This window comes from Cupriavidus sp. UBA2010 (assembly GCF_002335265.1).
GTDB classification, from domain to species: Bacteria; Pseudomonadota; Gammaproteobacteria; order Burkholderiales; family Burkholderiaceae; genus Cupriavidus; species Cupriavidus metallidurans.
The window spans coordinates 109,508-132,844 of the sequence record NZ_DDCI01000003.1; the positions used below are offsets into that span (position 1 = coordinate 109,508).

Sequence of the window (23,337 nt, forward strand, 5' to 3'; positions counted from 1 at the left end):
GCCACTGGTCAACCCAGTGCTTTCTTCTTCTGGCTGGCCGGACGGGCGCGGGAACGCTTGACGTTACCACCCTGGGTCACACGTTCGTTGCCCAGTACGGTGACTGCCGTGCTCTTGGGGCGGCGTTGACCGGAAGTGCTCGGCTTGCGGACCACGACGGTACGTGGCGCAGCGCCTGTGCCAGTAGCACGGCGACGCGCGGCGGCTCCCAGTTCCTCCGGCAGGTTTTCCTTCAGGAGGGCGGGGCCCGGACGCCAGATCACGAGCAACTTGCCGATGTGCTGGATCGGCGCGGCGCTGAGTTCGTCACAAATGGCGTCGTAAATGGCAATGCGTGCGTCGCGTTCGTCACCGAGGACGCGAATCTTGATCAGATCGTGAGCCGCCAGGCTCCGGTCGATCTCGGCCAGGACCGCACGGGTCAGGCCTTCCGCACCGATCATGACCACGGGATTGAGGCTGTGGGCGCGCGAGCGCAGGTCGGAGCGTTGGGCGGAAATCAGTTGTAGGGCTGGCATGAGAGGGCAAATAGCGATTTGGCGCGTATTATCCGCCAAAATATCGCCGGCAGGCGGTAAAGATCTCCAAATCGGGAGAAAAAGCTCCGCACGGTCGTTCGACTTGCGGTGCCAATCCCGCCAAACCGGTAAGTAGCAAGTAGGCAAGTCTCATCAATGGCCAAGAACAAATTCAATCAGTCGTGGCTGCACGACCACATCAACGATCCGTACGTGAAGATGGCCCAGCGCGAGGGCTATCGCGCCCGCGCGGCCTACAAGCTCAAGGAGATCGACGATCAGGACAAGTTGATCCAGCCAGGCCAGGTCATCGTGGATCTGGGCGCCGCGCCGGGCAGCTGGAGCCAGTACGCCCGGAACAAACTGGCCGCTTCACCCCGCGCGAAAGACGGCCGGATCGACGGCGCCGTGGTGGCGATCGACATCCTGCCGATGGAGCCGGTGGCCGACGTGACCTTTATCCAGGGCGATTTCCGGGAGGAAGAGGTATTCCGTCAGCTCGAGCAGGTGGTGCTCGATGCGTCTGGTGGCTCCCGCATCGACCTTGTTATCTCCGATATGGCCCCCAACTTGTCTGGCGTGGCCTCGGCCGATGCCGCGCGGATCGAGTATCTGTGCGATCTGGCGCTGGACTTTGCCCAGGCCCACCTGAAGCCGGAAGGTTCCTTGCTGGTCAAGTGCTTTCACGGCTCGGGCTACAGCCAGATCGTGGAAAAGTTCAAGCGGCAGTTCAAGGTCGTCGCGAGCCGCAAGCCCAAGGCGTCGCGTGACAAGTCTTCGGAAACATTTATTCTTGGGCGCTACCTGAAGTCGATGGACTGACGCGGGCCCAAAACATGCCGCAGGCGCTCCCAGTGCTCCCAAAAGGGGGCGGGGTACGCCCGGGCGGTGCGCGACTTGCCCTGAATGGGCCGTATCAGGCACTATCAGGTCCATAGATTCAGATTTCCCTGCGGGGGCGGGGGCTGCATTACAATGCAATGCAGCTACCCGTTGGCAAGGCAATTGGAAAGGAGTTCGGCCTTGAATAACAACCTGTTTCAAAAGGCGGCAATCTGGCTCGTAATCGCGCTGGTATTGTTCACCGTCTTCAAGCAGTTCGACAAACCGCGTGCCCAGGACAGTGTCACCTATTCGCAGTTCATGGATGACGCCAAGAACGGCAAGGTGTCGCGTGTCGACGTGCAGGGCCGCAACCTCGTGGTTTCGCCCAAGGAAGGCTCCAAGTACACGATCATTTCGCCGGGCGATATCTGGATGGTCGGCGACCTGATGAAGTACGGTGTCCAGGTGACCGGCAAGGCTGACGACGAGCCCAACGTGCTGGTCCAGGCGCTGTACTACCTCGGACCGACGCTCCTGATCATCGTCTTCTGGTTCTACATGATGCGGCAGATGCAGGGCGGGGGGAAAGGCGGAGCCTTCTCCTTCGGTAAATCCCGCGCGCGCCTGATCGACGAGAACCAGAACGCCGTTACCTTCGCTGACGTCGCGGGTTGCGACGAGTCGAAGGAGGAAGTGGTCGAACTGGTCGACTTCCTGAAGGACCCGCAGAAATTCCAGAAGCTGGGCGGACGTATTCCGCGCGGCGTGCTGCTGGTCGGGCCTCCGGGTACCGGCAAGACGCTGCTGGCGCGTGCTATCGCCGGTGAGGCCAAGGTGCCGTTCTTCAGCATCTCGGGTTCGGACTTCGTGGAAATGTTCGTCGGCGTGGGTGCAGCCCGTGTGCGCGACATGTTCGAGAACGCCAAGAAGCAGGCCCCCTGCATCGTGTTCATCGACGAAATCGACGCGGTCGGTCGCCATCGTGGCGCCGGCATGGGCGGCGGTAACGACGAGCGCGAGCAGACCCTGAACCAGATGCTGGTCGAGATGGATGGCTTCGAGGCCAACTCTGGCGTGATCGTGATCGCCGCGACCAACCGTGCCGACGTGCTGGACAAGGCGCTGCTGCGTCCGGGCCGTTTCGACCGTCAGGTCTATGTGGGCCTGCCGGACATCCGCGGCCGCGAGCAGATCCTGAAGGTCCATATGCGCAAGGTGCCGATCGGCAACGACGTGGACGCATCGATCATCGCTCGTGGTACGCCTGGCTTCTCGGGTGCGGACTTGGCCAACCTGGTCAACGAGGCTGCGCTGTTTGCCGCCCGCCGCAGCAAGCGCGTGGTGGACATGCAGGACTTCGAGGACGCCAAGGACAAGATTTACATGGGCCCGGAGCGCAAGTCGACGGTCATGCGCGAGGAAGAGCGCAAGGCCACGGCTTACCACGAGTCTGGCCATGCCGTGGTTGCCAAGCTGCTGCCGAAGGCCGATCCGGTCCACAAGGTCACGATCATGCCGCGCGGTTGGGCGCTGGGCGTGACCTGGCAGTTGCCGGAGCATGACAAGTACTCGAAGTACAAGGACAACATGCTCGAGGAAATTGCCATCCTGTTCGGCGGCCGCGCTGCCGAAGAGGTGTTCCTCAACGCCATGAGCACCGGTGCTTCGAACGACTTCGAGCGTGCCACCAAGATCGCCCGCGATATGGTGACCCGCTTTGGCATGAGCGATTCGCTCGGCGCGATGGTCTACGTGGACACAGAGCAGGACGGCATGTTCGGCAAGCTGTCGTCGAAGACCGTGTCCGAAGCGACGCAGCAGAAGGTTGACGCAGAGATCCGCCGCATCATCGACGATCAATACGCGCTGGCCAAGCGCTTGCTCGAAGAGAACCGCGACAAGGTCGAAGCGATGACCAACGCGCTGATGGAGTGGGAAACGATCGACGCCGAACAGGTGAACGACATCATGGCGGGCCGTCCGCCGCGTCCGCCGCGTGGCGCGCAGGGTCCGAACAGCGGTGGCAACACGCCTCCCGGCGGTTCCCCGGTGGCACCGACCAATGCACCCGCAACGGCACGTGCCGACGAAACGGTTTGATACGGATGTGACATGAGGTGATACGCAGAGACCAGCTCGCAAGGGCTGGTTTCTGATAGCCTCTCAGGCCGGTGCCTTGCGCGCCGGCTTTTTTGTTTTCAGGACGCGAATCTTGTCGACCGAGTTCTTCCAGTGCGGGCGCTATCGTTTTTCCCGCCGCCGCCGCCCACTCGTGATGGGTATTCTCAATGTGACCCCCGATTCGTTCTCCGATGGCGGGCAGCACACCACCCGTGACGCCGCGCTGCGCCACGCGGAGCAATTGATTGCAGAGGGTGTCGACATCATCGATATCGGTGGAGAGTCCAGCCGACCTGGGTCGGCCGCGCTGCCGCTCGATCAGGAACTAGATCGTGTGATGCCGATTGTCGAGTCGCTGGCCGATTGCGGTAAGCCGCTTTCGATCGACACCTACAAGCCGGAGGTTATGCGTGCAGCGCTGGCGGGCGGAGCGGATCTGATCAATGATATCTGGGGCTTCCGAATGCCGGGTGCCGTTGAGGCAGTTGCCGCAGGGCAGTTCGGACTATGCGTCATGCATATGCAGCGTGATCCCCAGACGATGCAGGAGGATCCGCACTACACCGATGTGGTTGCCGAGGTAGCATCTTTTCTGGAAGAGCGGGTGTCAACCCTGCGTGCGGCGGGCATCGACACTGCGCGTATTTCCCTTGATCCAGGTTTTGGATTTGGCAAGACTCCAGACCATAATCTGAGGTTGCTCGGGCAATTACCTAGCCTTGCCGTTGATGGCCTGCCGCTCCTGGTGGGCCTGTCGCGCAAATCGACGCTGGGTGCAATCATCGGCGGCAAACCTCCACAGGCGCGCGTAGCTGCCAGTGTGGCGGCAGCCGTGTGCGCAGCTGAGCGCGGTGCATATATCGTCCGGGTACATGATGTTGAACAAACAGTGGACGCCCTCAAGGTGTGGTGGGCCGTCCGCCAAGAATCAGTTGCCCCCGATGGGCAACACGGAGAATGAGAAATATGACACGCAAGTATTTCGGGACAGACGGCGTGCGGGGTCGGGTCGGCGACGCGCCGATCACGCCAGATTTTGTGATGCGACTTGGCCATGCGGCCGGCAAGGTGCTGGCGCTGGGGCAGAAGAGTTCGCAGGGCAAGCCCACCGTCCTGATTGGCAAGGACACGCGGATCTCTGGATATATGCTGGAAGCGGCACTCGAGGCCGGCTTTACAGCCGCAGGCGTCAATGTGCTGCTGACTGGTCCGTTGCCCACGCCGGGCATTGCCTATCTCACGCGAACGCTCCGGTTGGCGGCGGGAGTGGTGATTTCCGCAAGCCACAACCCGTACTACGACAACGGTATCAAGTTCTTTTCGGCGTCGGGTGACAAGCTGCCCGATGACGTGGAATCGCGGATCGAGGCCATGGTTGAAGAGCCAATGACCTGCGTGCACTCGGATGAACTCGGCCGCGCCCGCCGGATCGACGACGCTGCAGGTCGTTACATCGAGTTTTGCAAGAGCACATTCCCGTACGAACACGACCTGCATGGTCTGAAGATCGTAGTCGATTGCGCTAATGGTGCCGCTTATCACATCGCACCGCATGTGTTCCACGAGTTGGGCGCCGAGGTGATTTCGATCGGCAACCAGCCCAATGGCCGCAACATCAACGCCGGGTATGGCGCCACCGCGCCCGAGAAGCTGATCGAAGCAGTCAAGGCTAACGGCGCGGATCTCGGCCTGGCATTCGACGGCGACGCCGACCGCCTGCAGGTGGTGGACGCCGATGGCCGGTTGTACAACGGCGATGAGTTGCTCTATCTGATTGTGCGCGATCGTCAGGCGTCCGGCCAGCGGGTAGAAGGTGCGGTCGGCACGCTGATGACGAACATGGCAGTCGAACTGGCGCTCAAGCGCATTGGCGTGTCGTTCGTCCGCGCCAAGGTTGGCGACCGTTACGTGCTCGAGGAACTCAATCGACGCCACTGGCAGCTCGGCGGCGAGGGATCCGGGCATCTGCTGTGCCTGGACAGGCATACCACGGGCGATGGCATCGTGTCCGCGCTGCAGGTGCTGGCCGCGCTACGCCGCAGTGGCAAGACCCTTCCGCAACTGCTGGATGGCGTGAGTCTGTTCCCGCAGACGCTCATCAACGTGCGCGTCGAGAAGGGCTTTGACTGGCAGAACCACGCTGGACTCAAGGCTGTCCGGGAGCGTGTGGAGCCCGAACTGGAAGGCCGGGGTCGGGTACTGATCCGCGCCTCGGGAACGGAGCCCGTGGTCCGTGTGATGGTGGAGGCCGAACAGGTGGAAACCGCTGAGCGCGCCGCGCAGGAGCTTGCCGCCGCATTGCGCGCTTGAGCGTTCCTCTGGGCAGCCCAACGCTGTCGAAAGGCCACGGCACTGTGTCGTGGCCTTTTCTTTTTCGGAAATAAAGCAATTAACCGCCATATTCCACCACCACCCATAGAGAAATTGCTATCAGTATCGGGGTGGTGATTGATGCACAAATGTATGCCGGCGCATTGACAAGCCCTTGAATATCGGGGGCTTCGGGTGGCGTTTGAAGAAGATTTGGCGATGTCATGGAACTGTCATATGGAGAGCATACAGTTCGCCTTGTCAAAAATTTGTCATTCCCAACCCATGTTCTCTGGAGGACATATGAAGCTGGTCAAGACTGCCGTAGCAGGCATCGTGTCGATTGTGGTGGCGGGTACTGCGTTCGCGGCGGAAATTACCGGTGCTGGCGCTTCTTTCCCGGCGCCTGTGTATTCCAAGTGGGCTGATGCCTACCAAAAAGCAACGGGCAACAAGGTCAACTATCAATCTATCGGTTCGTCGGGTGGTATCAAGCAGATCGGCGCCAAGACCGTTGACTTCGGCGCTTCGGACGCTCCGCTGAAGGACGACGAACTGGCAAAGGGCAACCTGATCCAGTTCCCGACCGTGATCGGTGGCGTAGTGCCGGTGATCAACCTGCAAGGCGTGAAGCCGGGCGAGCTGATCATCACGGGTGACGTGCTGGCCAACATCTACCTCGGCAAGATCAAGAAGTGGGACGATCCCGCGATCAAGGCCCTGAACCCGAAGGCCCACCTGCCGAGCCAGGACATCCTGCCGGTGCGTCGTGCCGACGGCTCGGGCACGACGTTCATCTTCACGAACTACCTCTCGAAGGTCAGCCCTGACTGGAAGAACTCGGTGGGCGAAGGCACCACGGTGAACTGGCCGGGCGGTGGCACGGGCGGCAAGGGTAACGAAGGCGTGGCCGCCTTCGTGCAGCGTCTGAATGGCGCCATCGGCTACGTTGAGTATGCCTATGCCAAGCAGAACAAGATGACGTACCTGACGATGAAGAACTCGGCAGGCGAGATCGTCAAGCCTAGCGACGAAGCCTTCAAGGCGGCCGCTGCCGGCGCTGACTGGAGCAAGTCGTTCTACCAGATCCTGACGAACGAGCCGGGCAAGACGGCATGGCCGATCGCTGGCGCCACCTTCATCCTGCTGCACAAGACGCAGGAAAAGGCGGCACAGGGCCAGGAAGTCATGAAGTTCTTCGACTGGGCCTACAAGAGCGGTGGCACGATGGCTGCTGAACTGGATTACGTACCGCTGCCGGAATCGGTCGTGAACCAGATTCGCTCGACCTGGAAGAACAGCGTCAAGGACGGTTCGGGTAAGGCACTGTACTAATCCCGAAGTCTGTCCGGTCACGTAGTCCGGGGTCGTGCCTCGGCGTTGCGTGACGGGTGCCGCGGCGGCTGAAAAGCCGCCGCGGCTCCGATTCACCCATCGATCTTTTCATCATGGCGACCTCGTCCGATCTTCCCGTCGTCCGGCCTCCCAGCCGTCTTGGCGACATCCTGTTCGGCGGCCTGACCCGCGGCGCCGCCATTGTGACGCTGTTGCTGCTCGGCGGCATCATCGTGTCTCTGGCCATCAGCGCCTGGCCCTCGATCAGCAAGTTCGGCATTTCGTTCCTCTGGAACTCGGAATGGGATCCACCCGCCGACGTCTACGGCGCGCTTGTTCCCATCTACGGCACGATCGTCACCTCGCTGATCGCGCTCATCATCGCCGTGCCGGTCAGCTTCGGCATCGCACTGTTTCTTACCGAGCTGTCGCCCGCCTGGTTGCGCCGGCCGCTCGGCACCGCCATCGAGCTGCTCGCCGCAGTGCCGTCGATCGTCTACGGCATGTGGGGTCTGCTCGTGTTCTCTCCGATCTTCGGCGAGTACTTCCAGAAGCCGCTGGCCAACACCATCGGTCAGGTACCCGTGATCGGCAAGCTGTTCCAGGGCGCTCCGCTCGGCATCGGTCTGCTCTGCGCGGGTGTGATTCTGGCGATCATGATCATCCCGTACATCGCCTCGGTGATGCGCGACGTGTTCGAAGTCACCCCGGTGCTGCTGAAGGAATCGGCCTACGGCATTGGCTGCACTACCTGGGAAGTGATGTGGCGCGTGGTGCTGCCCTTTACGCGTGCCGGCGTCATCGGTGGCGTCATGCTTGGCCTGGGCCGCGCGCTGGGCGAAACGATGGCGGTCACGTTCGTGATCGGCAACACCAATATCCTCGACAACGTGTCGCTGTTTTCGCCGGGCAACAGCATTACCTCGGCGCTGGCGAATGAGTTCGCCGAAGCCGGCGCTGGCCTGCATACCGCCGCGCTGATGGAACTGGGCCTGATCCTGTTCTTCATTACGTTCGTGGTGCTGGCGCTGTCCAAGCTCCTGCTGCTGCGTCTGGCCAAGAATGAGGGTGGAAAATGAACCAAGCCAGTCAAGCCAGTCAAGCCGTGTCAACTTCGTCCATCCCCGCCGTACGTCCTGACTCGGACGCTGTGCGCGCGCGCCTGCAGGGCTCGCGCCGCCGCATGAACATGTACGCGCTGACCGCGTCGCTGGCCGCGATGGGTTTCGGCCTGTTCTGGCTGGCATGGATTCTCTGGACCACCATCTCGCTGGGCGTCGGCGGCCTGTCGCTCGACCTGTTCACACAGATGACGCCGGCCCCGAACACCGCCGGCGGTGGTTTGGCCAACGCCATCTTCGGCAGCTTCGTGCTGGTGGGCATGGCCACGCTGGTCGGCACGCCGCTGGGTATCCTGGCCGGCATCTACCTGTCCGAATATGGCAAGAAATCGCCGCTGGCCAGTTTGATCCGTTTCATCAACGACATCCTGCTGTCGGCCCCGTCGATCGTGATCGGTCTGTTCGTCTATGCCATCGTGGTGACCCGCATGGGCCATTTCTCGGGCTGGGCCGGTGTCTGCGCGCTGGCACTGCTGCAGGTGCCGATCGTGGTCCGTACCACCGAGAACATGCTGAACCTGGTGCCGAACGCATTGCGTGAAGCTGCCGTTGCGCTTGGCACGCCCAAGTGGAAGATGGTGATGTCGATCACGATCAAGTCGTCGTACGCGGGCATCGTGACCGGCGTACTGCTGGCCGTGGCCCGTATCGCCGGCGAAACCGCGCCGCTGCTGTTCACCGCGCTGTCCAACCAGTTCTGGAGCGCCGACCTGAACAAGCCGATGGCCAACCTGCCGGTGACGATCTTCCGCTTTGCCATGAGCCCGTTCACCGAATGGCAGCAACTGGCGTGGGCCGGCGTGTTCCTGATTACGATTGGTGTGCTTGCGCTGAACATCATCGCGCGCATGCTCTTCAAGAAGTAACAATTCAAGCGAGACATCAGCATGACCTCTACCGTCATCGATATTCCCGATACCGTGCGCGCCAAGATCGACGTTCGGAACCTGAACTTCTACTACAACCAGTTCCACGCGCTCAAGAACATCAACATGTCGATCCCGGATCGGAAGGTGACCGCCTTCATCGGTCCGTCCGGTTGCGGCAAGTCGACGCTGCTGCGTACGTTCAACAAGATGTACGCGCTGTACCCCGAGCAACGCGCCGAGGGCGAGATCAGCATGGATGGCGAGAACCTGCTGACGAGCAAGCAGGACATCTCCCTGCTGCGCGCCAAGGTCGGCATGGTGTTCCAGAAGCCGACGCCGTTCCCGATGTCGATCTACGACAATATCGCCTTTGGCGTGCGCTTATTCGAGAAGTTATCGCGCTCGGAGATGGATGACCGCGTCGAGTGGGCGCTCTCCAAGGCGGCGCTCTGGAACGAGGCCAAGGACAAGCTGCACCAGTCCGGATATGGCCTTTCCGGTGGCCAGCAGCAACGTCTGTGCATTGCGCGTGGTATTGCGATCCGCCCGGAAGTGCTGCTGCTGGACGAGCCGTGCTCGGCGCTGGACCCGATTTCGACGGGCCGCATTGAAGAACTGATCGCCGAGCTCAAGGACGAGTACACGGTCGTGATCGTGACGCACAACATGCAGCAGGCTGCACGCTGCTCGGACTACACCGCCTACATGTACCTGGGCGAGCTGATCGAGTTCGGCGAGACCGAGAAGATCTTCATCAAGCCGCATCGCAAGGAAACCGAAGACTACATAACCGGCCGCTTCGGTTGATCGAAGCCGGACTGAATTGCAGGACTCGAGCATCCACGCTTAGCATACGATTAGCGGCCAGGAGAACACCATGACTGACAAGCACCTGTCGACCCAGTTCGACGCAGACCTTAACGCGATCAACACCAAATTGCTGCAGATGGGTGGTCTGGTCGAGTCCCAGATCGAGCTCGCCATGCGCGCGCTGGCGGACTTCGACGGCGATCTCGCTGATCAGGTCATCACCCGCGAGCAGCAGCTCAACGCGCTTGAAGTCGAGATCGATGCCGATTGCGGCAACATCATCGCGCGCCGCCAGCCCACCGCGCGTGACCTGCGTCTGGTGATGGCGATCTCGAAGACGATCACCAATCTCGAGCGCGCCGGTGACGAGGCCGAGAAGATCGCCAAGCGGACCAAGCACATCATGGAAGATGCCGCGGCCCACACGATCAACTACGCCGAGGTGAAGCTGTCCGGCGAGATGGCCATCACGCTGCTGCGCCAGGCACTGGATGCCTTCGCGCGGCTGGATACCGTGGCCGCCGCGCGCATCGTGAAGGACGACAAGGCCATCGACGAGGAATTCCGGGCCTTCGTGCGCAAGTTGATTACCTACATGATGGAAGACCCGCGCACGATCTCGGTGGCGCTGGACTTCCTGTTCATCGCCAAGGCCGTCGAGCGTATCGGCGATCACGCGAAGAATATTGCAGAATTCATCATCTACATCGTAAAGGGCACGGACGTTCGTCATGCCTCGCGCGAGGACATGGAGCGCGAAGCGCTAAGCTGATAACGCGCCTGGACTGAGTTTGCGGAGAACAATTACATGCCAAGCAGTATTCTCGTTGTCGAAGACGAACCGGCAATCGCCGAGTTGATTGCCGTCAATCTGCAGCACGCCGGGCACTATCCCATCCGCGCATACAACGCCGAGCAGGCGCTGTCGCTGATGAGTGACGTGCTGCCGGATCTCGTGCTGCTGGACTGGATGCTCCCGGGCAAATCGGGTGCCACCTTCGCCAAGGAGCTGCGCAACAACGATCGCACCAAGCAGATCCCGATCATCATGCTCACCGCGCGCAGCGAGGAGCAGGACAAGGTGATGGGCCTCGAAGCTGGTGCGGACGACTATGTGACCAAGCCGTTCTCGCCGAAGGAACTGCTGGCCCGCATCAAGGCGGTGTTGCGCCGACGCGCGCCGCAGCTGACCGACGACGTGGTGGCGATCAACGGCCTGCGTCTTGACCCGGCCACGCACCGCGTTACCGGTCAGGATGACGGTGGTCCGATCAAGCTGGATCTGGGGCCGACAGAGTTTCGTTTGCTGCACTTTCTGATGACGCATCCGGAGCGTGTGCATAGTCGCTCACAGTTGCTGGATCAGGTTTGGGGCGACCACGTTTTTGTGGAAGAACGGACCGTGGACGTACACATCAAGCGCCTGCGCGCCGCGCTGACCCCGGGTGGATACAGCAACATGATCGAAACCGTGCGTGGCAGCGGCTATCGCCTGGCGCGATCGCCAAGCCACTGAGCGTAACCGGCCGGCGGCGGTGCGGCGAGGGCCCCGTCCGGTCGAAAAGGACCATGCAGGCCACGGCTGTTTCGTGGCAAACTCCGTCGCAATGCGACCGCCGCTCGAACTTCCTACCCTCGCATGAATGTCATCTGGGCCCGTTCCGTGGCCATTCTCGTCAGCCTGACGGTCATCGCCGCCGGACTGTACGTCTTTGCCGGCCCTGTCTCCGGTCTGCTGTTCCTCTGCATTTCGCTGTTTCTGCTGCTCGGCTACTACCTGTTCCAGATCAACCGGCTCTGGAAGGTGCTGGACGCGCCCGCATACGGCGAGATCCCCAGCGCGCTGGGTCTGTGGGGCGAGGTCTACTATCGCCTGCACCGTCTGGTGAAGCGCTGGCGCACCCAGGTGTTGCAGGTGGAGCAGCAGCACACCCGCTTTATCCAGGCCATCCAGGCATCGCCCTATGGCGTGCTGATGCTCGACGACGCCGACCAGATCGAATGGTGCAACGACGTGGCCGAGCAGCATTTCGGCCTCAACGCGAAGCGCGATGTGCGTCAGCGCATCACGCACCTGATTCGGCGCCCGGAGTTCGTGCACTACCTGACGCGCGAACGCTATGACGAGCCCCTGATCATGCGTGATATGGGCGAGCACAAGCGCAGCAGCACCTCGGTACAGATTCTTCCCTACGGCGAGAATCGCAAGCTCGTGCTGACGCAGGACATCACCAAGGTCGAGAACACCGAGGCGATGCGCCGGGACTTCGTCGCCAACGTCTCGCACGAGTTGAAGACGCCGCTGACCGTGCTGACCGGGTTTCTCGAGACCGTTCGCGACCTGCCGGTGTCGGAGGAAGATCGCAAGCGCTACATCGATATGATGCTGGTGCAGTCGATGCGGATGCAGCATATCGTCGAGGATCTCCTGGCGCTGGCCAAGCTGGAATCGGATGTCCAGCCTCCGACACTTGATCCGGTGGACGTCGGTGGGCTTGCCGCTCACCTCGTACATGACGCCGAGGCGCTGTCCCAGGGGCGCCACGACATCCACACGGAGATCGATACCGCCGTGGTGCTGCGCGGCTCGGAGGGCGAACTGCTGTCGGCGCTTGGCAATCTGGTGTCGAACGCGGTGCGCTATACGCCGGACGGCGGGCGCATTGCCATCCGTATGACGTACACGGACGGGCATTCGGTGTTCTCGGTGAGCGATACCGGGCTTGGGATTGCGCCCGAGCATATCCCGCGCCTGACCGAGCGCTTCTATCGCGTCGACCGCAGCCGCTCACGGGATACCGGCGGCACGGGGCTGGGCCTGGCGATCGTCAAGCACGTCCTGTCGCGTCACCACGCGGATCTGCGAGTGACCAGCGAAGTGGGGCGGGGTAGCACGTTCCGCATCGTGTTCCCGGTGGATCGCAGCGGGTATGAGCCTGAGTCGGCGCAGCCGATGCCGCAACTGGGCGATGCCCCGCGCCACGCGGCCTGACGTCAACGGCACGCTGCTTCAGGCGAATCCGATACAAAAAGGGCCGCTTCCTTTCGGGAAGCGGCCCTTTCGCTTGCAAGGTGCGCCGTTCAGGTGCCGAACCTCTCCAGTAGCTCCACCTGGCTTACGCGCTGTTCCTTGGCGCGCGATGGCTTGCGCACATACTCGCCGTCCGATTGCATGATCCACGCCGAGGCGTTGTCGCGCAGATGCACCTGCAGACCTTCCTTGATCACGCGTGCCTTGAGCGTGCGATCCAGTACCGGGAAAGCTACCTCCACGCGGCGGAACAGGTTGCGGTCCATCCAGTCAGCGCTCGACAGATACAGCACGTCATCGCCACCGGCATGGAAGTAGTAGACACGATGGTGCTCGAGGAAGCGGCCGACGATCGAACGTACCGAAATGTTCTCGGACATCCCCGGCACTCCTGGGCGAAGCGCGCAAACGCCCCGCACGATCAGATCGATCTTCACGCCGGAACGCGATGCCTTGTACAGCTCTTCGATGATCGTCGGCTCCAGCAGCGCGTTCATCTTCGCGATGATGCGCGCCCGCTTGCCCGCGCGTGCGTTGCGGGCCTCGGCACGGATGTGCTCGACGAGGTTGCTGTGCATCGTGAACGGCGACTGCCACAGGTGATTCAGGCGGATCGTGCCGGCGGTGCCCGTCAGAAGCTGGAACACGTGATGCGCGTCCTCGCAGATCTTTTCGTCGGCCGTCAGCAGCCCGAAGTCGGTGTACAGCCGGGCCGTGCGCGGATGATAGTTGCCCGTGCCAAGGTGGACGTAGCGGCGCAGCATGAAGTGCTTCGCCTTGGGCGTGGCCGGCTCGCGGCGCACGATCAGGAGCATCTTGGCATGGCATTTGTGGCCGACCACGCCATACACGACGTGGGCGCCAACCGATTCCAGCCGTTCGGCCCAGTTGATGTTGGTTTCTTCGTCAAACCGCGCAAGCAGTTCCACCACTACCGTCACTTCCTTGCCGTTGCGCGCCGCGGTCATGAGCGCTTCCATCACCGCAGATTCGTTCCCGGTGCGGTAGACAGTCTGCTTGATTGCCACCACGTTCGGGTCGTTGGCGGCAAGCTGCAGCAGGTCGAGCACAGATGAGAAGCTTTCGTACGGGTGATGCAGCAGCACATCGCGCTGACGGATCACGTCGAACATGTTGGAACCCGCCGGAAACGCCTTGACAGCTGCCGGCACATGGGGCGTGTACTTGAGGGTAGGGCGGTCCACCATGTCGGGAATCTGCATCAACCGCGCCAGGTTGACCGGACCGCTCACGCGGTACAGATCCTGTTCGGTCAGGCCGGACTCGAGCAGCAGCCGGCGCGTCAGCGCGGGCGGCGTGTCAGACGACACTTCGAGGCGGACCATATCACCGAAGTGACGTGTCGGCAGTTCGCCCTGGAGTGCTTCACGGAGATCGGTAATGTCGTCTTCGGACACGAACAGGTCCGAATTGCGCGTTACGCGGAACTGATAGCAGCCTTCGACTTCGATTGCGGGGAACAGCTCATGCACGAATGCCTGCATGAACGACGACAGCATCACGAACCCGTACGGATACCCCGAAAGCTGCTCGGGCATGCGCACCACGCGAGGCAGCGCGCGCGGGGCCTGAACGATGGCAAGATCGGCATCGCGTCCGAACGCGTCCTTGCCGGACAGTTCGATCACGAAATTCAGGCTCTTGTTGAGCACGCGCGGGAACGGGTGGGCCGGATCGAGCGCGATCGGCGTGAGCACGGGGCCCAGCTCGCGCACGAAGAAATCGCGCGCCCAGGCGCGCTGCTGCTCGGTCCAGGTGCTGGTCAGGTGGAAGAACACACCTTCCTGCTCCAGCGCGGGGAAAATCACGTTCTGCAGCATGTCATACTGCGAGGCAACCAGTCGCTGGGTGCGCTCGGTGACAAGCTGGTAGGTTTGCAGGAATGAGAGACCGTCGGGCGTGAGGCCCGATGCGTTTTCCCGCATCTGTTCCTTCAGACCCGCCATCCGGATCTCAAAGAATTCGTCCAGGTTGCTGGATACGATACAGATGAACTTCAGCCTTTCCAGCAGGGGAACATTAGGGTCGGCGGCCTGCGCGAGCACGCGCGCATTGAACTCCAGAATGCCCAACTCGCGATTGAGAAGCGTGCCGGGCGGCGTCGTCGACATGTCTATGACCTTATTTTGGCGATGTGGCGACTTTTTCATAGAATCGTGTCAGTTTAATGACACTTTGATTTTGTCATGATGCGGACATGGCTACGACATAATCTTACGAGTTTGGCTCACCAGAGCCTAGCTCGCGCTTGACAGACGCAATGACACAGACTCCCCGCTTGCTGGCCGCCGTCGACATGGGCTCCAACAGCTTCCGCCTGATGATTGGGCGGGTGGATGAAACCCCTACGGCTTCCGGCCCCGCCAGTCAGATCTTCCAGGTCGACGCGCTCCGTGAGCCAGTGCGCCTGGCCGCCGGCCTGACCCCTGACAAGTATCTGGACCAGCCGGCCCGCCGCCGTGGCATCGAGGCCTTGCGACGCTTCGGTGACCGCCTGCGTGACTTCTCTCCCGACCAGGTACGCGCCGTGGCGACAAATACGCTGCGTGTGGCCAAGAATGCCTCCGAATTCCTGATCGAGGCCGAGGCGGCGCTTGGGTTCCCGATCGAAGTCATTGCCGGTCGGGAAGAGGCGCGACTGATCTACCTGGGCGCCTCGCACGACGCGCCCGCCTGCCAGGGCAACCGACTCGTCGTCGATATCGGCGGCGGCTCCACCGAGTTCATCATCGGTAGCGGCTACCAGTCGAAGTTGATGGAAAGCCTCTACATCGGTTGCGTGTCTCACAGCCGCCAGTTCTTTCCAAGCGGCAACGTCGATGAGTACGCGATGAAGCAGGCCGAGCTTGCCGCGCGTCGCGAGATCCAGGTGCTGGTCCGCCAGTATCGGGCTGCAGGCTGGCAGCAGGCGGTGGGCTCGTCGGGCACGGCGAGGGCGTTGGCCGAGCTGATCGAGCTGAACGGCATGAATGACAGTGCTTCCGAGCATGGCATCACGCGTGAAGGTCTGGAGCGGCTGAAGCGCGCGCTGATCAAGGCCGAGAACGCCAACCGCGTGAAGCTCGCCGGCCTCAAGGCAGACCGTATTCCCGTGCTGCCGGGTGGTTTGTCGATCATGCTTGGCGTGTTCGCGGAACTCGATCTCGATCGCATGGACGTGACCGATGGCGCGTTGCGGCTCGGTGTGTTGTACGACCTGCTCGGCCGCAGTCATCACGAGGACATGCGCACGGTCACCGTGGATCAGTTCATGCGCCGCTACGGCGTTGATCGCGCGCAGGCCGGCCGGGTAGGGCTGGCTGCGCGCGACCTGCTTTCGCAGTTTCCTGATCCGCCCAACGAGCGTCGCTCCGATAACCTGGCACTGCTGGGCTGGGCCGCAAGCCTGCATGAGATCGGCATGACGATTTCGCACAGCGGCTATCACAAGCACTCGGCCTACATCGCGACGCATGCTGATATGCCCGGGTTCTCGAAGACCGATCAGGCGCGTCTTGCCACGCTGCTGCTAGGACACGCGAGCAAGCTCAGCAAGCTCTCGGGCAGCGGAAAGTTTCTCGACTGGCGCATGCTGTTCAGTCTTCGACTCGCTTTCGTGTTGTGCCGTCGGCGTGCCGATGTGAAGCTGCCCGAGATTCAGGTTGGCCAGCGCTCCGACGAACTCGACGAAGGGTTTGAAGTGCGGTTGCCGAAGTCGTGGATCGACATGAATCCGCTCGTCGAATACAGCCTGGCGCAGGAGGCCGATGAGTGGGAGCGCATCGGCAAGCGGTACAAGGTGGTCTACGTCTGAGGTAGGTCTTAGGCGTGTCTGAGCGAAGCTATCGCGGGTCTCAGATTGACGTGGCCTGCGATGCAAAACGGCGACTCCTGGGAGTCGCCGTTTTGTTTGCGAGGTCAGAGGATCTGCCGATCCGACCGGGATCAGTCGCGATTCAGGCCCAGGAAATGGCGTGCATAACGCGGATTCATGTCGCGTACGCGCAACAGCGTCAGGAAATCCGCCACGTTGAAATCGGGATCCCAGGCGGGCAGGCCGCAGATCTTCGCGCCCAGGCGCAGATAACCCTTGATCAGCGCCGGCGGTTCGACGTCCAGCGTCTGGTTCAGGTCTTCGACCGGCAGCGGTACCCGCGGGAAGGCGTGGTACTCGATCGGCGCCAGCGATTTTTCCGCGAACAGGCGATAGAGACTGGCAGCGTAGTGGCCGCCATCGCTCATCGGCACGCTGGCGCAGCCCAGCATGGTTTCGAGGTTGTAGCGTTGCAGGTACTCGCCGAGCCCACCCCACAGCGCCATGATGACGCTGCCCGAGCGATAGTCGCGATGCACGCAGGAGCGGCCCAGTTCAAGCATCTTGGGGCGCAGGTGCGAGAGGCGAACCAGATCGAACTCCGATTCGGCATACAGGCAGCCGATGCGCTTGGCCTGATGCGGGGGCAGCACGCGATAGGTGCCCACCACCTTCAGCGTCTCCTGATCACGAACGATCAGGTGGTCGCAATAGGCGTCGAACATGTCGACATCGGTTTCAGTGGCCGACGATTGCAGTCGCGCGCCCATTTCCTCGGCAAAGACCTTGTAGCGCAGGCGCTGGGCCTCGGCTACTTCGTCCTGGTGACGCGCCCACGCCACGCTGAAAGCAGGCGTTGCAACTTGTGTTTCGGCTTGGCGTTGTGTTGGCTGACGAGGAAGACGCCTCCGCGCCGACTGGCCGGTCAGGCCAGTGGGCAAGGAGTCGAAGAGCGGCTGGGTAGGCGTCGGAAGGTCTCGCATCAGGTGTGTCCTTTCGGTGACGAAACGGCTTTGAAACAATGTAGAGATGCCGGGTGACAGCGCCGTGAATTGATGGTGACGCTTCAGTGACGGCCACGCGCCTGCGTGCGCGGTACATTGATTGCTAAGGCTGCAACCTTAGATAGGGAGCCGTTTCGCGGCTATCGCCGATATCCGAAATGTGAACGTCCAGATGGAAGACGTGCCAGGCAACTGTTCAGTTGCGGGTGTCGGAATTGGAGGTGGTGCTAGAGAAGTTCGGGCGGGATCACCGCGCGCAACACGACCTGCGCTTCGCTTTCGCGGGTGCGGGCAGTCAGCCACCAGATGCCGCTCTTCTTGACGCTCCAGTTGATCTCCTGCCCGGCCAGCAGCAGGCTGGCAAGTTGGCCGATCCAGGGCTGGTGTCCCACGACGACGGTGTATTCGTGCCCCTGCGGCCAATCGATCGCCGCAAGCACGGCGCCGACATCCGCCCCTGGGGCGAGTTCATCGAGGATCTCGGCCTTGCCCGTCAGTGCTGCCGCCGTTTCCCGGGTACGCAGCGCCGGACTACAGACAACCCGATAGTCGGCCGGCAGGCGGGCGCGTAGCCACGCGGCCGATGATTCGGCCTGCTTGCGTCCGCGGCGGGTCAATGGTCGCTGAAGGTCGGCCGAGCGTGAGATGCTCAGTACGTCGGGCAGGTCTTCCGCCTCGGCGTGGCGCCACAGAATCAGGTTCATGTTCGGGGCAGGGGCTTCGTACGAGCCTTGAGTATGGTGAAACGGGCTGCCGCCATCAAGGCGGAGGTCGCCGCAAACAAAAACGGGCTATCCGGCGGGATTGCCCCCGGATAGCCCGTCAGTGTCCGTAGCGGCTGTGTCAGCCGCGTGACAGGATCGAACTCAGGATTTGTGGCGGAAATTGATACGGCCCTTGGTCAGGTCGTAGGGCGACATTTCCAGGGTCACGCGGTCGCCTGCCAGGATACGAATGCGGTGCTTCTGCATCTTGCCGGAGGCGTATGCCCAGATTTCCACGCCGTTTTCCAGCGTGACGCGATAACGGTTATCGGGCAGGGCTTCCGACACCACGCCGCCAAATTCAATGAGTTCTTCCTTAGCCAATCTGTTTTCCTTTGCGGCAGCACCCTAGGCTGCATGAGTTAAAGGGATCGAGGGGACCCTGAGGACGTTCACCCGCGGGCGTGCCACAACGGCGCGACCGTGTGCGTCACGGGGAAAGGCGGGCAATGTGTTTCCGGGTCTGACCGGTCCCAACTCCCCCGATATGGGGTGTGGGGGCCAAATGTTCCAGTGCGCCTGGCGGCGCCGACCCGGTTACAGGGCATGCTCAGATACCCCAAACTGACGCGGGATTATAGCACGATCGCAGGCGCAGCATCGGACGCGGAGGAGCGTACGTCGTCAGCGACCAGGGGCCGTGTTGCGGCGCGACATCGGCGCATCAAATGGCCGAAGCGCGACAAGCAGCTGATTGTGCAGTGCAAGTTCCATTCTGAGCCACTGCCGCTGCGCCTCCCGATGCGCAACGTGCTACGGTTTCCGGACCAGCCAGCGCGCCAGCACGACCGCGGCAGCGAAGCCGACCATGATGATGGCCTCCTCGTATTGCGGCAGTTGCCGGGCCAGCAGGCCGACGAGAGCAACGCAGATCAGTACGGAGACGATAGCCTTTACGTAACGCATGGTGCACTTTATAGGATTGGTTCCTGCGTATGGTACTGCGCGGGCAGGAGCAATGCAGCGGGGTCCGTACGGCGTTGCGCGTACTTGGGTGCGACATCAACGATGTAGGGGGCCGTACGACAGGCAAGAAAAAACGGCCTACGCCGTGAGGCGTAAGCCGTTCAATCTTCTGCCTAAACTTCTTGCAAATATGGTCGGAGCGATAGGATTCGAACCTACGACCCTCTGATCCCAAATCAGATGCGCTACCAGGCTGCGCTACGCTCCGAAGCCAGCGATTCTATCGCGGTGTTGGTCGCCAGGTCAATTGTGCCGTGAAAGATATTCTAATCGGCGCGTCGTCGGTTGCCCGATGTGCCGGTTGATTCTCTGGCCACGCACCCTGCTTCAGGCGGGTTCGGTTTTGGCTTGACTTGGTGCGGCGCGCTGACATAATCCGCACACCGTAACGGTCCGACCTGGCGCTTCGCGCCTGGCATTGCAGTATTCACACGGACCTGGTCCCGACTATCACAACTATGGCGAGACAGCCCCGCGAGCGATGCGATTGGGCTGGGGCACGCCTGAGCCATGCCCGGCCCGGCACGCTGTGCCACGGCGCCCGGGCAGCCGGACCTGCGGAAAACAAAATATGACGGCTTGTCGCGGGCCGGAATCAGAAGGTGCGCCATTGCCGTGCGGAGCATGGCGACCCCTTTGGAACGGGAATTGAGATGTTTCAGTCGCAGGTGGTAGTGCTGATCGCAGGCTTGATAGCGCTGCAGATGGCGATCGTCTGTGCCGTGCTGCGGCGCTCTGCGGGTATGGAGCGTAGCGGGCTCACATCGTGGGCGCTCGGCGATCTGTTGGTGACCCTGGCCGTGGTCCTTCAGGCCGCGCACGCATACCGGCCAGACTGGCCGCTGGTGGCGCTCCCCGAGTTCGCCCTTACCGCGGGACTGTCGGTGATGGTCTACGGCACACGGCATTTCGCGGGCAAGCGTGGTCGCGGCGTGGTGCTTGGTTTGCTGAACCTCCCTGGGCTGGCTGCGCTGACGTTTTATGCGGCCGGTGGGCTTGTCGAAATGGGCCTGGGGCATGTGCCGGCCGGTACACTCGCCTGGCTCGAGCTTGCCGCGGCGTCGATCCAGACCCTGCTGCTACTGGAAATTGCCCGGATCACGGTTGCCCTGGTGCCGCACAAGCGCGGCACGGGTCGGCTGGCAGCACTCTCGTTATCCGTCCTGTCCCTTGGTTGCGCGGTACTGGCTGGTGCGGAGGCATGGCCGATGTTCGTCGCGCTCATGGACGGCCATACGCAGCCGATGGTTGATCGTCACGAAAGCATGACCGTCTGGTTCGTGTTCGGCGTGATGGGGCTGGCCGTCAGCTTCGCGCTGATGGCCCATGACCGCTTGCGCCAGATCATCGAACGTCGCGCGCGGCACGACGATCTAACCGATGTGCTATCTCGTGGCGCATTCTGGGAAGAACTCGAACTTGCCTGCAAGCAGGCGGAGCGCTCGCGCAAGCCACTTACCGTGGCGTTCATGGACCTGGACCACTTCAAGGCCATCAACGATCTCTATGGACACCTGGCTGGAGACAGCGTGCTGCGCCATTTCGCGGGACTGCTGCGCAAGGTGGCGGCGCCCGGCTCAGTGATTGGCCGTCTCGGCGGCGAGGAGTTCGCGATCGTGATGCCTGCCACCGGACTGGAGACGGGCCGCGCCATCAGCGTCCGGCTCAGCGCGCTGGTGCGGGCGACACCATGTCCATCCGAGCCAGACCCGATCGCCTACACGGTCAGCATCGGGATGGCGGAATGGCAGTTGGGCGAAAACGCCGACGCGGTCATGCGTCGTTCGGATCGCGCGCTCTATGACGCCAAGCAGATGGGGCGGAACTGCGTTTCCTCGCACGATGCGGAGGAGTTCACGGGAATGCCGCGTCGCCCGCGCGTGCGCGAACGCGAGCCTTCGTAAAGCAGACGAAGTGTCCTGTGCGCGGCATTCGTGCTGCGGTAGAATGCACGCCTTGCCGCAATGGCAAGGCCGCGCCGCCCTTAGCTCAGTTGGATAGAGCACTCGCCTTCTAAGCGAGCGGTCAGAGGTTCGAATCCTCTAGGGCGGGCCAATCTTTGCAAGAGGTTGTGGGTGTTTTGCATAGAGTGCCTGCACCTGTCAGGCACCTGGCCGGACAACACGCGGACAACGGAGCCGCAATTGTCGCCGAGCGGATCGATCCGGGGCTCTAGTGCATTGCTACAGCGTTCCCCTCGCAAGCGCATTCTCTCAATGCGCGCGCCATACGGTTCACGCTCGGCAATGTCGGCGCTGGTTGCTCCTGAGGGTCATTGATCCTGCTCCGGCGCATTGTCCCGCTGAATTTCTTCCGCCCTTGCCAGCAAGTTCGAGGGCGTCGTTCGAAGAGCCAACGCGAGGCGTCCGATCATTTTCAGGGACGGCGAGGTGTGCCCGCTTTCCATCCGGCTGATGGCCGTCGCTTGCGTGCCTAGAAGTTCCGCAAGCTGTTCTTGCGTCATTCCCGCACTCCGGCGCTTGGTACCCAGCGAGATGCCAAACGCCCTTTCGAGTTTCATATCCAGCACGCCAATCCCAAAGCCTATATTTTTTTAGAGCGGCGATCTCCGGTCCATATCGTTTAGAGTTCAAAAAATAACATATATGTTATATAATGGACTTAGTGGGGCTAGATGTGTCTTTGTATGTACTTAAGTCCGGCAACGTATGAGGGGGCGGTATGGAGCGCTTTTCGCCCGAGCAAACGTTGGGGCGCCGCATCAGGTGCTTAAGGCTCATTGCAAACCTGTCGCAGTGCGAGCTGGCAACGCGGGCAGGGGTGAGCCCGCGCGCGCTGCGAAGCCTCGAACACGGAGCGGGCTCGACTGTCGCGACGCTTTTGCGCCTTCTGCATGCATTGGGGCGCGAGGATGAATTTGTTGTCCTGGCGCCGGAGGGGGAGCCGCTGGCCGTCGCTGACTACTGCCAGTTGGCGACACGAAAGCATGCGAGTTCCTGTAAGCCGGTGTTATCCCCACCAGGGAGGGAAGATCAGTCGTAATCGGCTTCTTCGAGGTCAGAGGCAGCGGCACGGTGAGCCTCACGGCATGACAGGTCCGATTGCGCTGTCAGAGCGACGCGGTGAAACGAAAAATCTCCGCCTTCAAGTGGGGTTAAGGTACTCGCAAATGTTGTTGATAGACGAATCCAGCCGACTGGAGCCGACGCTGGCGCACGAGAGCTTTGCGCCGTTAAAGGCGTTCGATATTGTTGCCGGCGCAACGCAAATTGATCCACTTTTTCTTGTGCGGCTTCATCCCGATCTCACGCGGCACACGTTGCAAACAGTCTTTGTTTCCAGTGGTTTTCATGCGCTGATTCGAGTATGGGACGCGCTGCCTAAAGAGCAGCGAGCCGGGATACTGGTCGAATTGCTGCGCGGACAGCGGTCCGATCGGATACGAGAGATCAAGGCGTACTGTGATCCCAAGTATTCCGAACCTCAGTTTGTTCTGGTGAACGCGGATGACGAGGAGTTCTCCTACCGTGGCGAGCTCTCTGAGGAGGTCCAGTTAATCAGTGTGGCAGTGTTCGGCTAATGCGATGCAGGACCAGCATCGCGTGAACGGGGCCGGGTTCAGCAGGGAATCACCATAGTGGAATTGCCTAGCAAGTTCGGACTCGATGCTGCCAGCATTTTGGAGAATCTAGTCCCGATGGAGTGCTTATACGTGGGGCTAGCGGAGTTACTTGATGGCGGCCGTCAACTGTCTGGACAGTCGGTCGCGACGTCTTTGTCGGCGTTTTACCTTACATAGGAGACGTAGGCATGTTTTGGGGTACTGGGTCCTTGACCAGCAAGCCAAGGTTTGATCTAGGCGGTTGGAGCATCGTGGAGACGGATCGT

At 61.6% G+C, this 23,337-nt stretch carries 22 protein-coding genes and 2 tRNA genes; 16 read left to right on the top strand and 8 right to left on the bottom strand.

Features of this window, described 5'->3' with window-relative positions; genetic code table 11:
• Window positions 1-8: 8 nt before the first annotated feature.
• Entirely contained in the window at window positions 9-518 is a 510-nt protein-coding gene (locus B2246_RS00975; RefSeq protein WP_286881328.1) for a YhbY family RNA-binding protein, read from the bottom strand.
• A 156-nt stretch (window positions 519-674) separates the two neighbouring features.
• Here B2246_RS00975 and B2246_RS00980 point away from each other — a divergent pair, with 156 nt between their 5' ends.
• From B2246_RS00980 to phoR, 11 genes are all read left to right on the top strand, one after another.
• Window positions 675-1,340: an RlmE family RNA methyltransferase gene (locus B2246_RS00980; protein WP_008641653.1), complete on the top strand. Its 666-nt coding sequence runs from the start codon at window positions 675-677 to the stop codon at window positions 1,338-1,340.
• Between the two features lie 201 nt (window positions 1,341-1,541).
• Entirely contained in the window at window positions 1,542-3,443 is a 1,902-nt protein-coding gene (gene ftsH, locus B2246_RS00985; RefSeq protein ID WP_008641654.1) for an ATP-dependent zinc metalloprotease FtsH, read from the top strand.
• A gap of 112 nt (window positions 3,444-3,555) precedes the next feature.
• Window positions 3,556-4,425: a dihydropteroate synthase gene (gene folP, locus B2246_RS00990; protein WP_008641655.1), complete on the top strand. Its 870-nt coding sequence runs from the start codon at window positions 3,556-3,558 to the stop codon at window positions 4,423-4,425.
• A 5-nt stretch (window positions 4,426-4,430) separates the two neighbouring features.
• The gene (glmM, locus tag B2246_RS00995) at window positions 4,431-5,774 is read left to right on the top strand and encodes a phosphoglucosamine mutase (protein ID WP_008641656.1); all 1,344 of its coding nucleotides are present in this window, start codon (window positions 4,431-4,433) and stop codon (window positions 5,772-5,774) included.
• Between the two features lie 303 nt (window positions 5,775-6,077).
• Window positions 6,078-7,109 (top strand): phosphate ABC transporter substrate-binding protein PstS, encoded by a 1,032-nt coding sequence (gene pstS, locus B2246_RS01000; protein WP_008641657.1) that lies wholly within the window; start codon window positions 6,078-6,080, stop codon window positions 7,107-7,109.
• A gap of 113 nt (window positions 7,110-7,222) precedes the next feature.
• Complete coding sequence (pstC, locus tag B2246_RS01005; protein ID WP_008641658.1) at window positions 7,223-8,188, top strand: phosphate ABC transporter permease PstC; 966 nt, start codon at window positions 7,223-7,225, stop codon at window positions 8,186-8,188.
• Window positions 8,185-9,096 (top strand): phosphate ABC transporter permease PstA, encoded by a 912-nt coding sequence (pstA, locus tag B2246_RS01010; RefSeq protein WP_286881325.1) that lies wholly within the window; start codon window positions 8,185-8,187, stop codon window positions 9,094-9,096. The genes pstC and pstA overlap by 4 nt, the downstream gene beginning before the upstream one ends.
• Window positions 9,097-9,117: 21 nt before the next feature.
• A complete protein-coding gene (gene pstB, locus B2246_RS01015; RefSeq protein ID WP_008641660.1) occupies window positions 9,118-9,906 on the top strand; it encodes a phosphate ABC transporter ATP-binding protein PstB in 789 nt (262 codons plus the stop codon).
• 70 nt (window positions 9,907-9,976) lie between these two features.
• The gene (gene phoU / locus B2246_RS01020; RefSeq protein WP_008641661.1) at window positions 9,977-10,681 is read left to right on the top strand and encodes a phosphate signaling complex protein PhoU; all 705 of its coding nucleotides are present in this window, start codon (window positions 9,977-9,979) and stop codon (window positions 10,679-10,681) included.
• A gap of 36 nt (window positions 10,682-10,717) precedes the next feature.
• Window positions 10,718-11,425, top strand: a complete 708-nt coding sequence (phoB, locus tag B2246_RS01025) for a phosphate regulon transcriptional regulator PhoB (protein ID WP_008641662.1) — start codon at window positions 10,718-10,720, stop codon at window positions 11,423-11,425.
• A gap of 123 nt (window positions 11,426-11,548) precedes the next feature.
• A complete protein-coding gene (phoR, locus tag B2246_RS01030; protein ID WP_008641663.1) occupies window positions 11,549-12,901 on the top strand; it encodes a phosphate regulon sensor histidine kinase PhoR in 1,353 nt (450 codons plus the stop codon).
• A gap of 89 nt (window positions 12,902-12,990) precedes the next feature.
• Here phoR and ppk1 read toward each other — a convergent pair whose 3' ends face one another.
• Window positions 12,991-15,111: a polyphosphate kinase 1 gene (gene ppk1 / locus B2246_RS01035; RefSeq protein WP_080709698.1), complete on the bottom strand. Its 2,121-nt coding sequence runs from the start codon at window positions 15,109-15,111 to the stop codon at window positions 12,991-12,993.
• A 110-nt stretch (window positions 15,112-15,221) separates the two neighbouring features.
• Here ppk1 and ppx point away from each other — a divergent pair, with 110 nt between their 5' ends.
• On the top strand, window positions 15,222-16,754 hold the full coding sequence (gene ppx / locus B2246_RS01040) for an exopolyphosphatase (RefSeq protein WP_186424985.1): 1,533 nt from the start codon (window positions 15,222-15,224) through the stop codon (window positions 16,752-16,754).
• Window positions 16,755-16,885: 131 nt separating this feature from the next.
• On the opposite strand, the gene B2246_RS01045 is transcribed toward ppx, so the two are convergent.
• The 5 genes from B2246_RS01045 to B2246_RS01065 form a co-directional block, all read right to left on the bottom strand.
• On the bottom strand, window positions 16,886-17,737 hold the full coding sequence (locus tag B2246_RS01045; protein WP_186424986.1) for a GNAT family N-acetyltransferase: 852 nt from the start codon (window positions 17,735-17,737) through the stop codon (window positions 16,886-16,888).
• 248 nt (window positions 17,738-17,985) lie between these two features.
• Window positions 17,986-18,462, bottom strand: coding sequence for a SixA phosphatase family protein (locus B2246_RS01050; protein ID WP_008641667.1), 477 nt, complete (start codon window positions 18,460-18,462; stop codon window positions 17,986-17,988).
• 162 nt (window positions 18,463-18,624) lie between these two features.
• On the bottom strand, window positions 18,625-18,846 hold the full coding sequence (gene infA / locus B2246_RS01055; RefSeq protein WP_008641674.1) for a translation initiation factor IF-1: 222 nt from the start codon (window positions 18,844-18,846) through the stop codon (window positions 18,625-18,627).
• 429 nt (window positions 18,847-19,275) lie between these two features.
• Window positions 19,276-19,428, bottom strand: a complete 153-nt coding sequence (locus tag B2246_RS01060) for a hypothetical protein (protein ID WP_011516884.1) — start codon at window positions 19,426-19,428, stop codon at window positions 19,276-19,278.
• Between the two features lie 191 nt (window positions 19,429-19,619).
• Window positions 19,620-19,696: transfer RNA gene (locus tag B2246_RS01065), tRNA-Pro, on the bottom strand.
• Window positions 19,697-20,141: 445 nt separating this feature from the next.
• On the opposite strand from B2246_RS01065, the gene B2246_RS01070 reads away from it, so the two are divergent.
• Both B2246_RS01070 and B2246_RS01075 read left to right on the top strand, forming a co-directional pair.
• Entirely contained in the window at window positions 20,142-21,392 is a 1,251-nt protein-coding gene (locus B2246_RS01070; protein WP_286881312.1) for a GGDEF domain-containing protein, read from the top strand.
• A gap of 74 nt (window positions 21,393-21,466) precedes the next feature.
• Window positions 21,467-21,543: transfer RNA gene (locus B2246_RS01075), tRNA-Arg, on the top strand.
• A gap of 217 nt (window positions 21,544-21,760) precedes the next feature.
• Here B2246_RS01075 and B2246_RS01080 read toward each other — a convergent pair.
• Window positions 21,761-22,009 (bottom strand): helix-turn-helix domain-containing protein, encoded by a 249-nt coding sequence (locus B2246_RS01080; protein ID WP_411860073.1) that lies wholly within the window; start codon window positions 22,007-22,009, stop codon window positions 21,761-21,763.
• A 161-nt stretch (window positions 22,010-22,170) separates the two neighbouring features.
• Here B2246_RS01080 and B2246_RS29125 point away from each other — a divergent pair, with 161 nt between their 5' ends.
• Window positions 22,171-22,491, top strand: a complete 321-nt coding sequence (locus B2246_RS29125; protein WP_411860072.1) for a helix-turn-helix domain-containing protein — start codon at window positions 22,171-22,173, stop codon at window positions 22,489-22,491.
• A gap of 46 nt (window positions 22,492-22,537) precedes the next feature.
• Complete coding sequence (locus B2246_RS01085) at window positions 22,538-23,029, top strand: hypothetical protein (RefSeq protein ID WP_286881309.1); 492 nt, start codon at window positions 22,538-22,540, stop codon at window positions 23,027-23,029.
• Window positions 23,030-23,337 lie beyond the last annotated feature (308 nt).

Coding starts and splice junctions, on each gene's coding strand:
- B2246_RS00980 (WP_008641653.1), top strand. CDS start 675: ATGGCCAAGAACAAATTCAATCAGTCGTGGCTGCACGACCACATCAAC.
- pstC (WP_008641658.1), top strand. CDS start 7,223: ATGGCGACCTCGTCCGATCTTCCCGTCGTCCGGCCTCCCAGCCGTCTT.
- ppk1 (WP_080709698.1), bottom strand. CDS start 15,111: ATGAAAAAGTCGCCACATCGCCAAAATAAGGTCATAGACATGTCGACG.
- pstB (WP_008641660.1), top strand. CDS start 9,118: ATGACCTCTACCGTCATCGATATTCCCGATACCGTGCGCGCCAAGATC.
- B2246_RS01085 (WP_286881309.1), top strand. CDS start 22,538: ATGACAGGTCCGATTGCGCTGTCAGAGCGACGCGGTGAAACGAAAAAT.
- B2246_RS29125 (WP_411860072.1), top strand. CDS start 22,171: ATGGAGCGCTTTTCGCCCGAGCAAACGTTGGGGCGCCGCATCAGGTGC.
- ppx (WP_186424985.1), top strand. CDS start 15,222: ATGACACAGACTCCCCGCTTGCTGGCCGCCGTCGACATGGGCTCCAAC.
- B2246_RS01050 (WP_008641667.1), bottom strand. CDS start 18,462: ATGAACCTGATTCTGTGGCGCCACGCCGAGGCGGAAGACCTGCCCGAC.
- B2246_RS01070 (WP_286881312.1), top strand. CDS start 20,142: ATGTTTCAGTCGCAGGTGGTAGTGCTGATCGCAGGCTTGATAGCGCTG.
- phoB (WP_008641662.1), top strand. CDS start 10,718: ATGCCAAGCAGTATTCTCGTTGTCGAAGACGAACCGGCAATCGCCGAG.
- glmM (WP_008641656.1), top strand. CDS start 4,431: ATGACACGCAAGTATTTCGGGACAGACGGCGTGCGGGGTCGGGTCGGC.
- B2246_RS01060 (WP_011516884.1), bottom strand. CDS start 19,428: ATGCGTTACGTAAAGGCTATCGTCTCCGTACTGATCTGCGTTGCTCTC.
- phoR (WP_008641663.1), top strand. CDS start 11,549: ATGAATGTCATCTGGGCCCGTTCCGTGGCCATTCTCGTCAGCCTGACG.
- pstS (WP_008641657.1), top strand. CDS start 6,078: ATGAAGCTGGTCAAGACTGCCGTAGCAGGCATCGTGTCGATTGTGGTG.
- B2246_RS01045 (WP_186424986.1), bottom strand. CDS start 17,737: ATGCGAGACCTTCCGACGCCTACCCAGCCGCTCTTCGACTCCTTGCCC.
- pstA (WP_286881325.1), top strand. CDS start 8,185: ATGAACCAAGCCAGTCAAGCCAGTCAAGCCGTGTCAACTTCGTCCATC.
- phoU (WP_008641661.1), top strand. CDS start 9,977: ATGACTGACAAGCACCTGTCGACCCAGTTCGACGCAGACCTTAACGCG.
- B2246_RS00975 (WP_286881328.1), bottom strand. CDS start 518: ATGCCAGCCCTACAACTGATTTCCGCCCAACGCTCCGACCTGCGCTCG.
- B2246_RS01080 (WP_411860073.1), bottom strand. CDS start 22,009: ATGAAACTCGAAAGGGCGTTTGGCATCTCGCTGGGTACCAAGCGCCGG.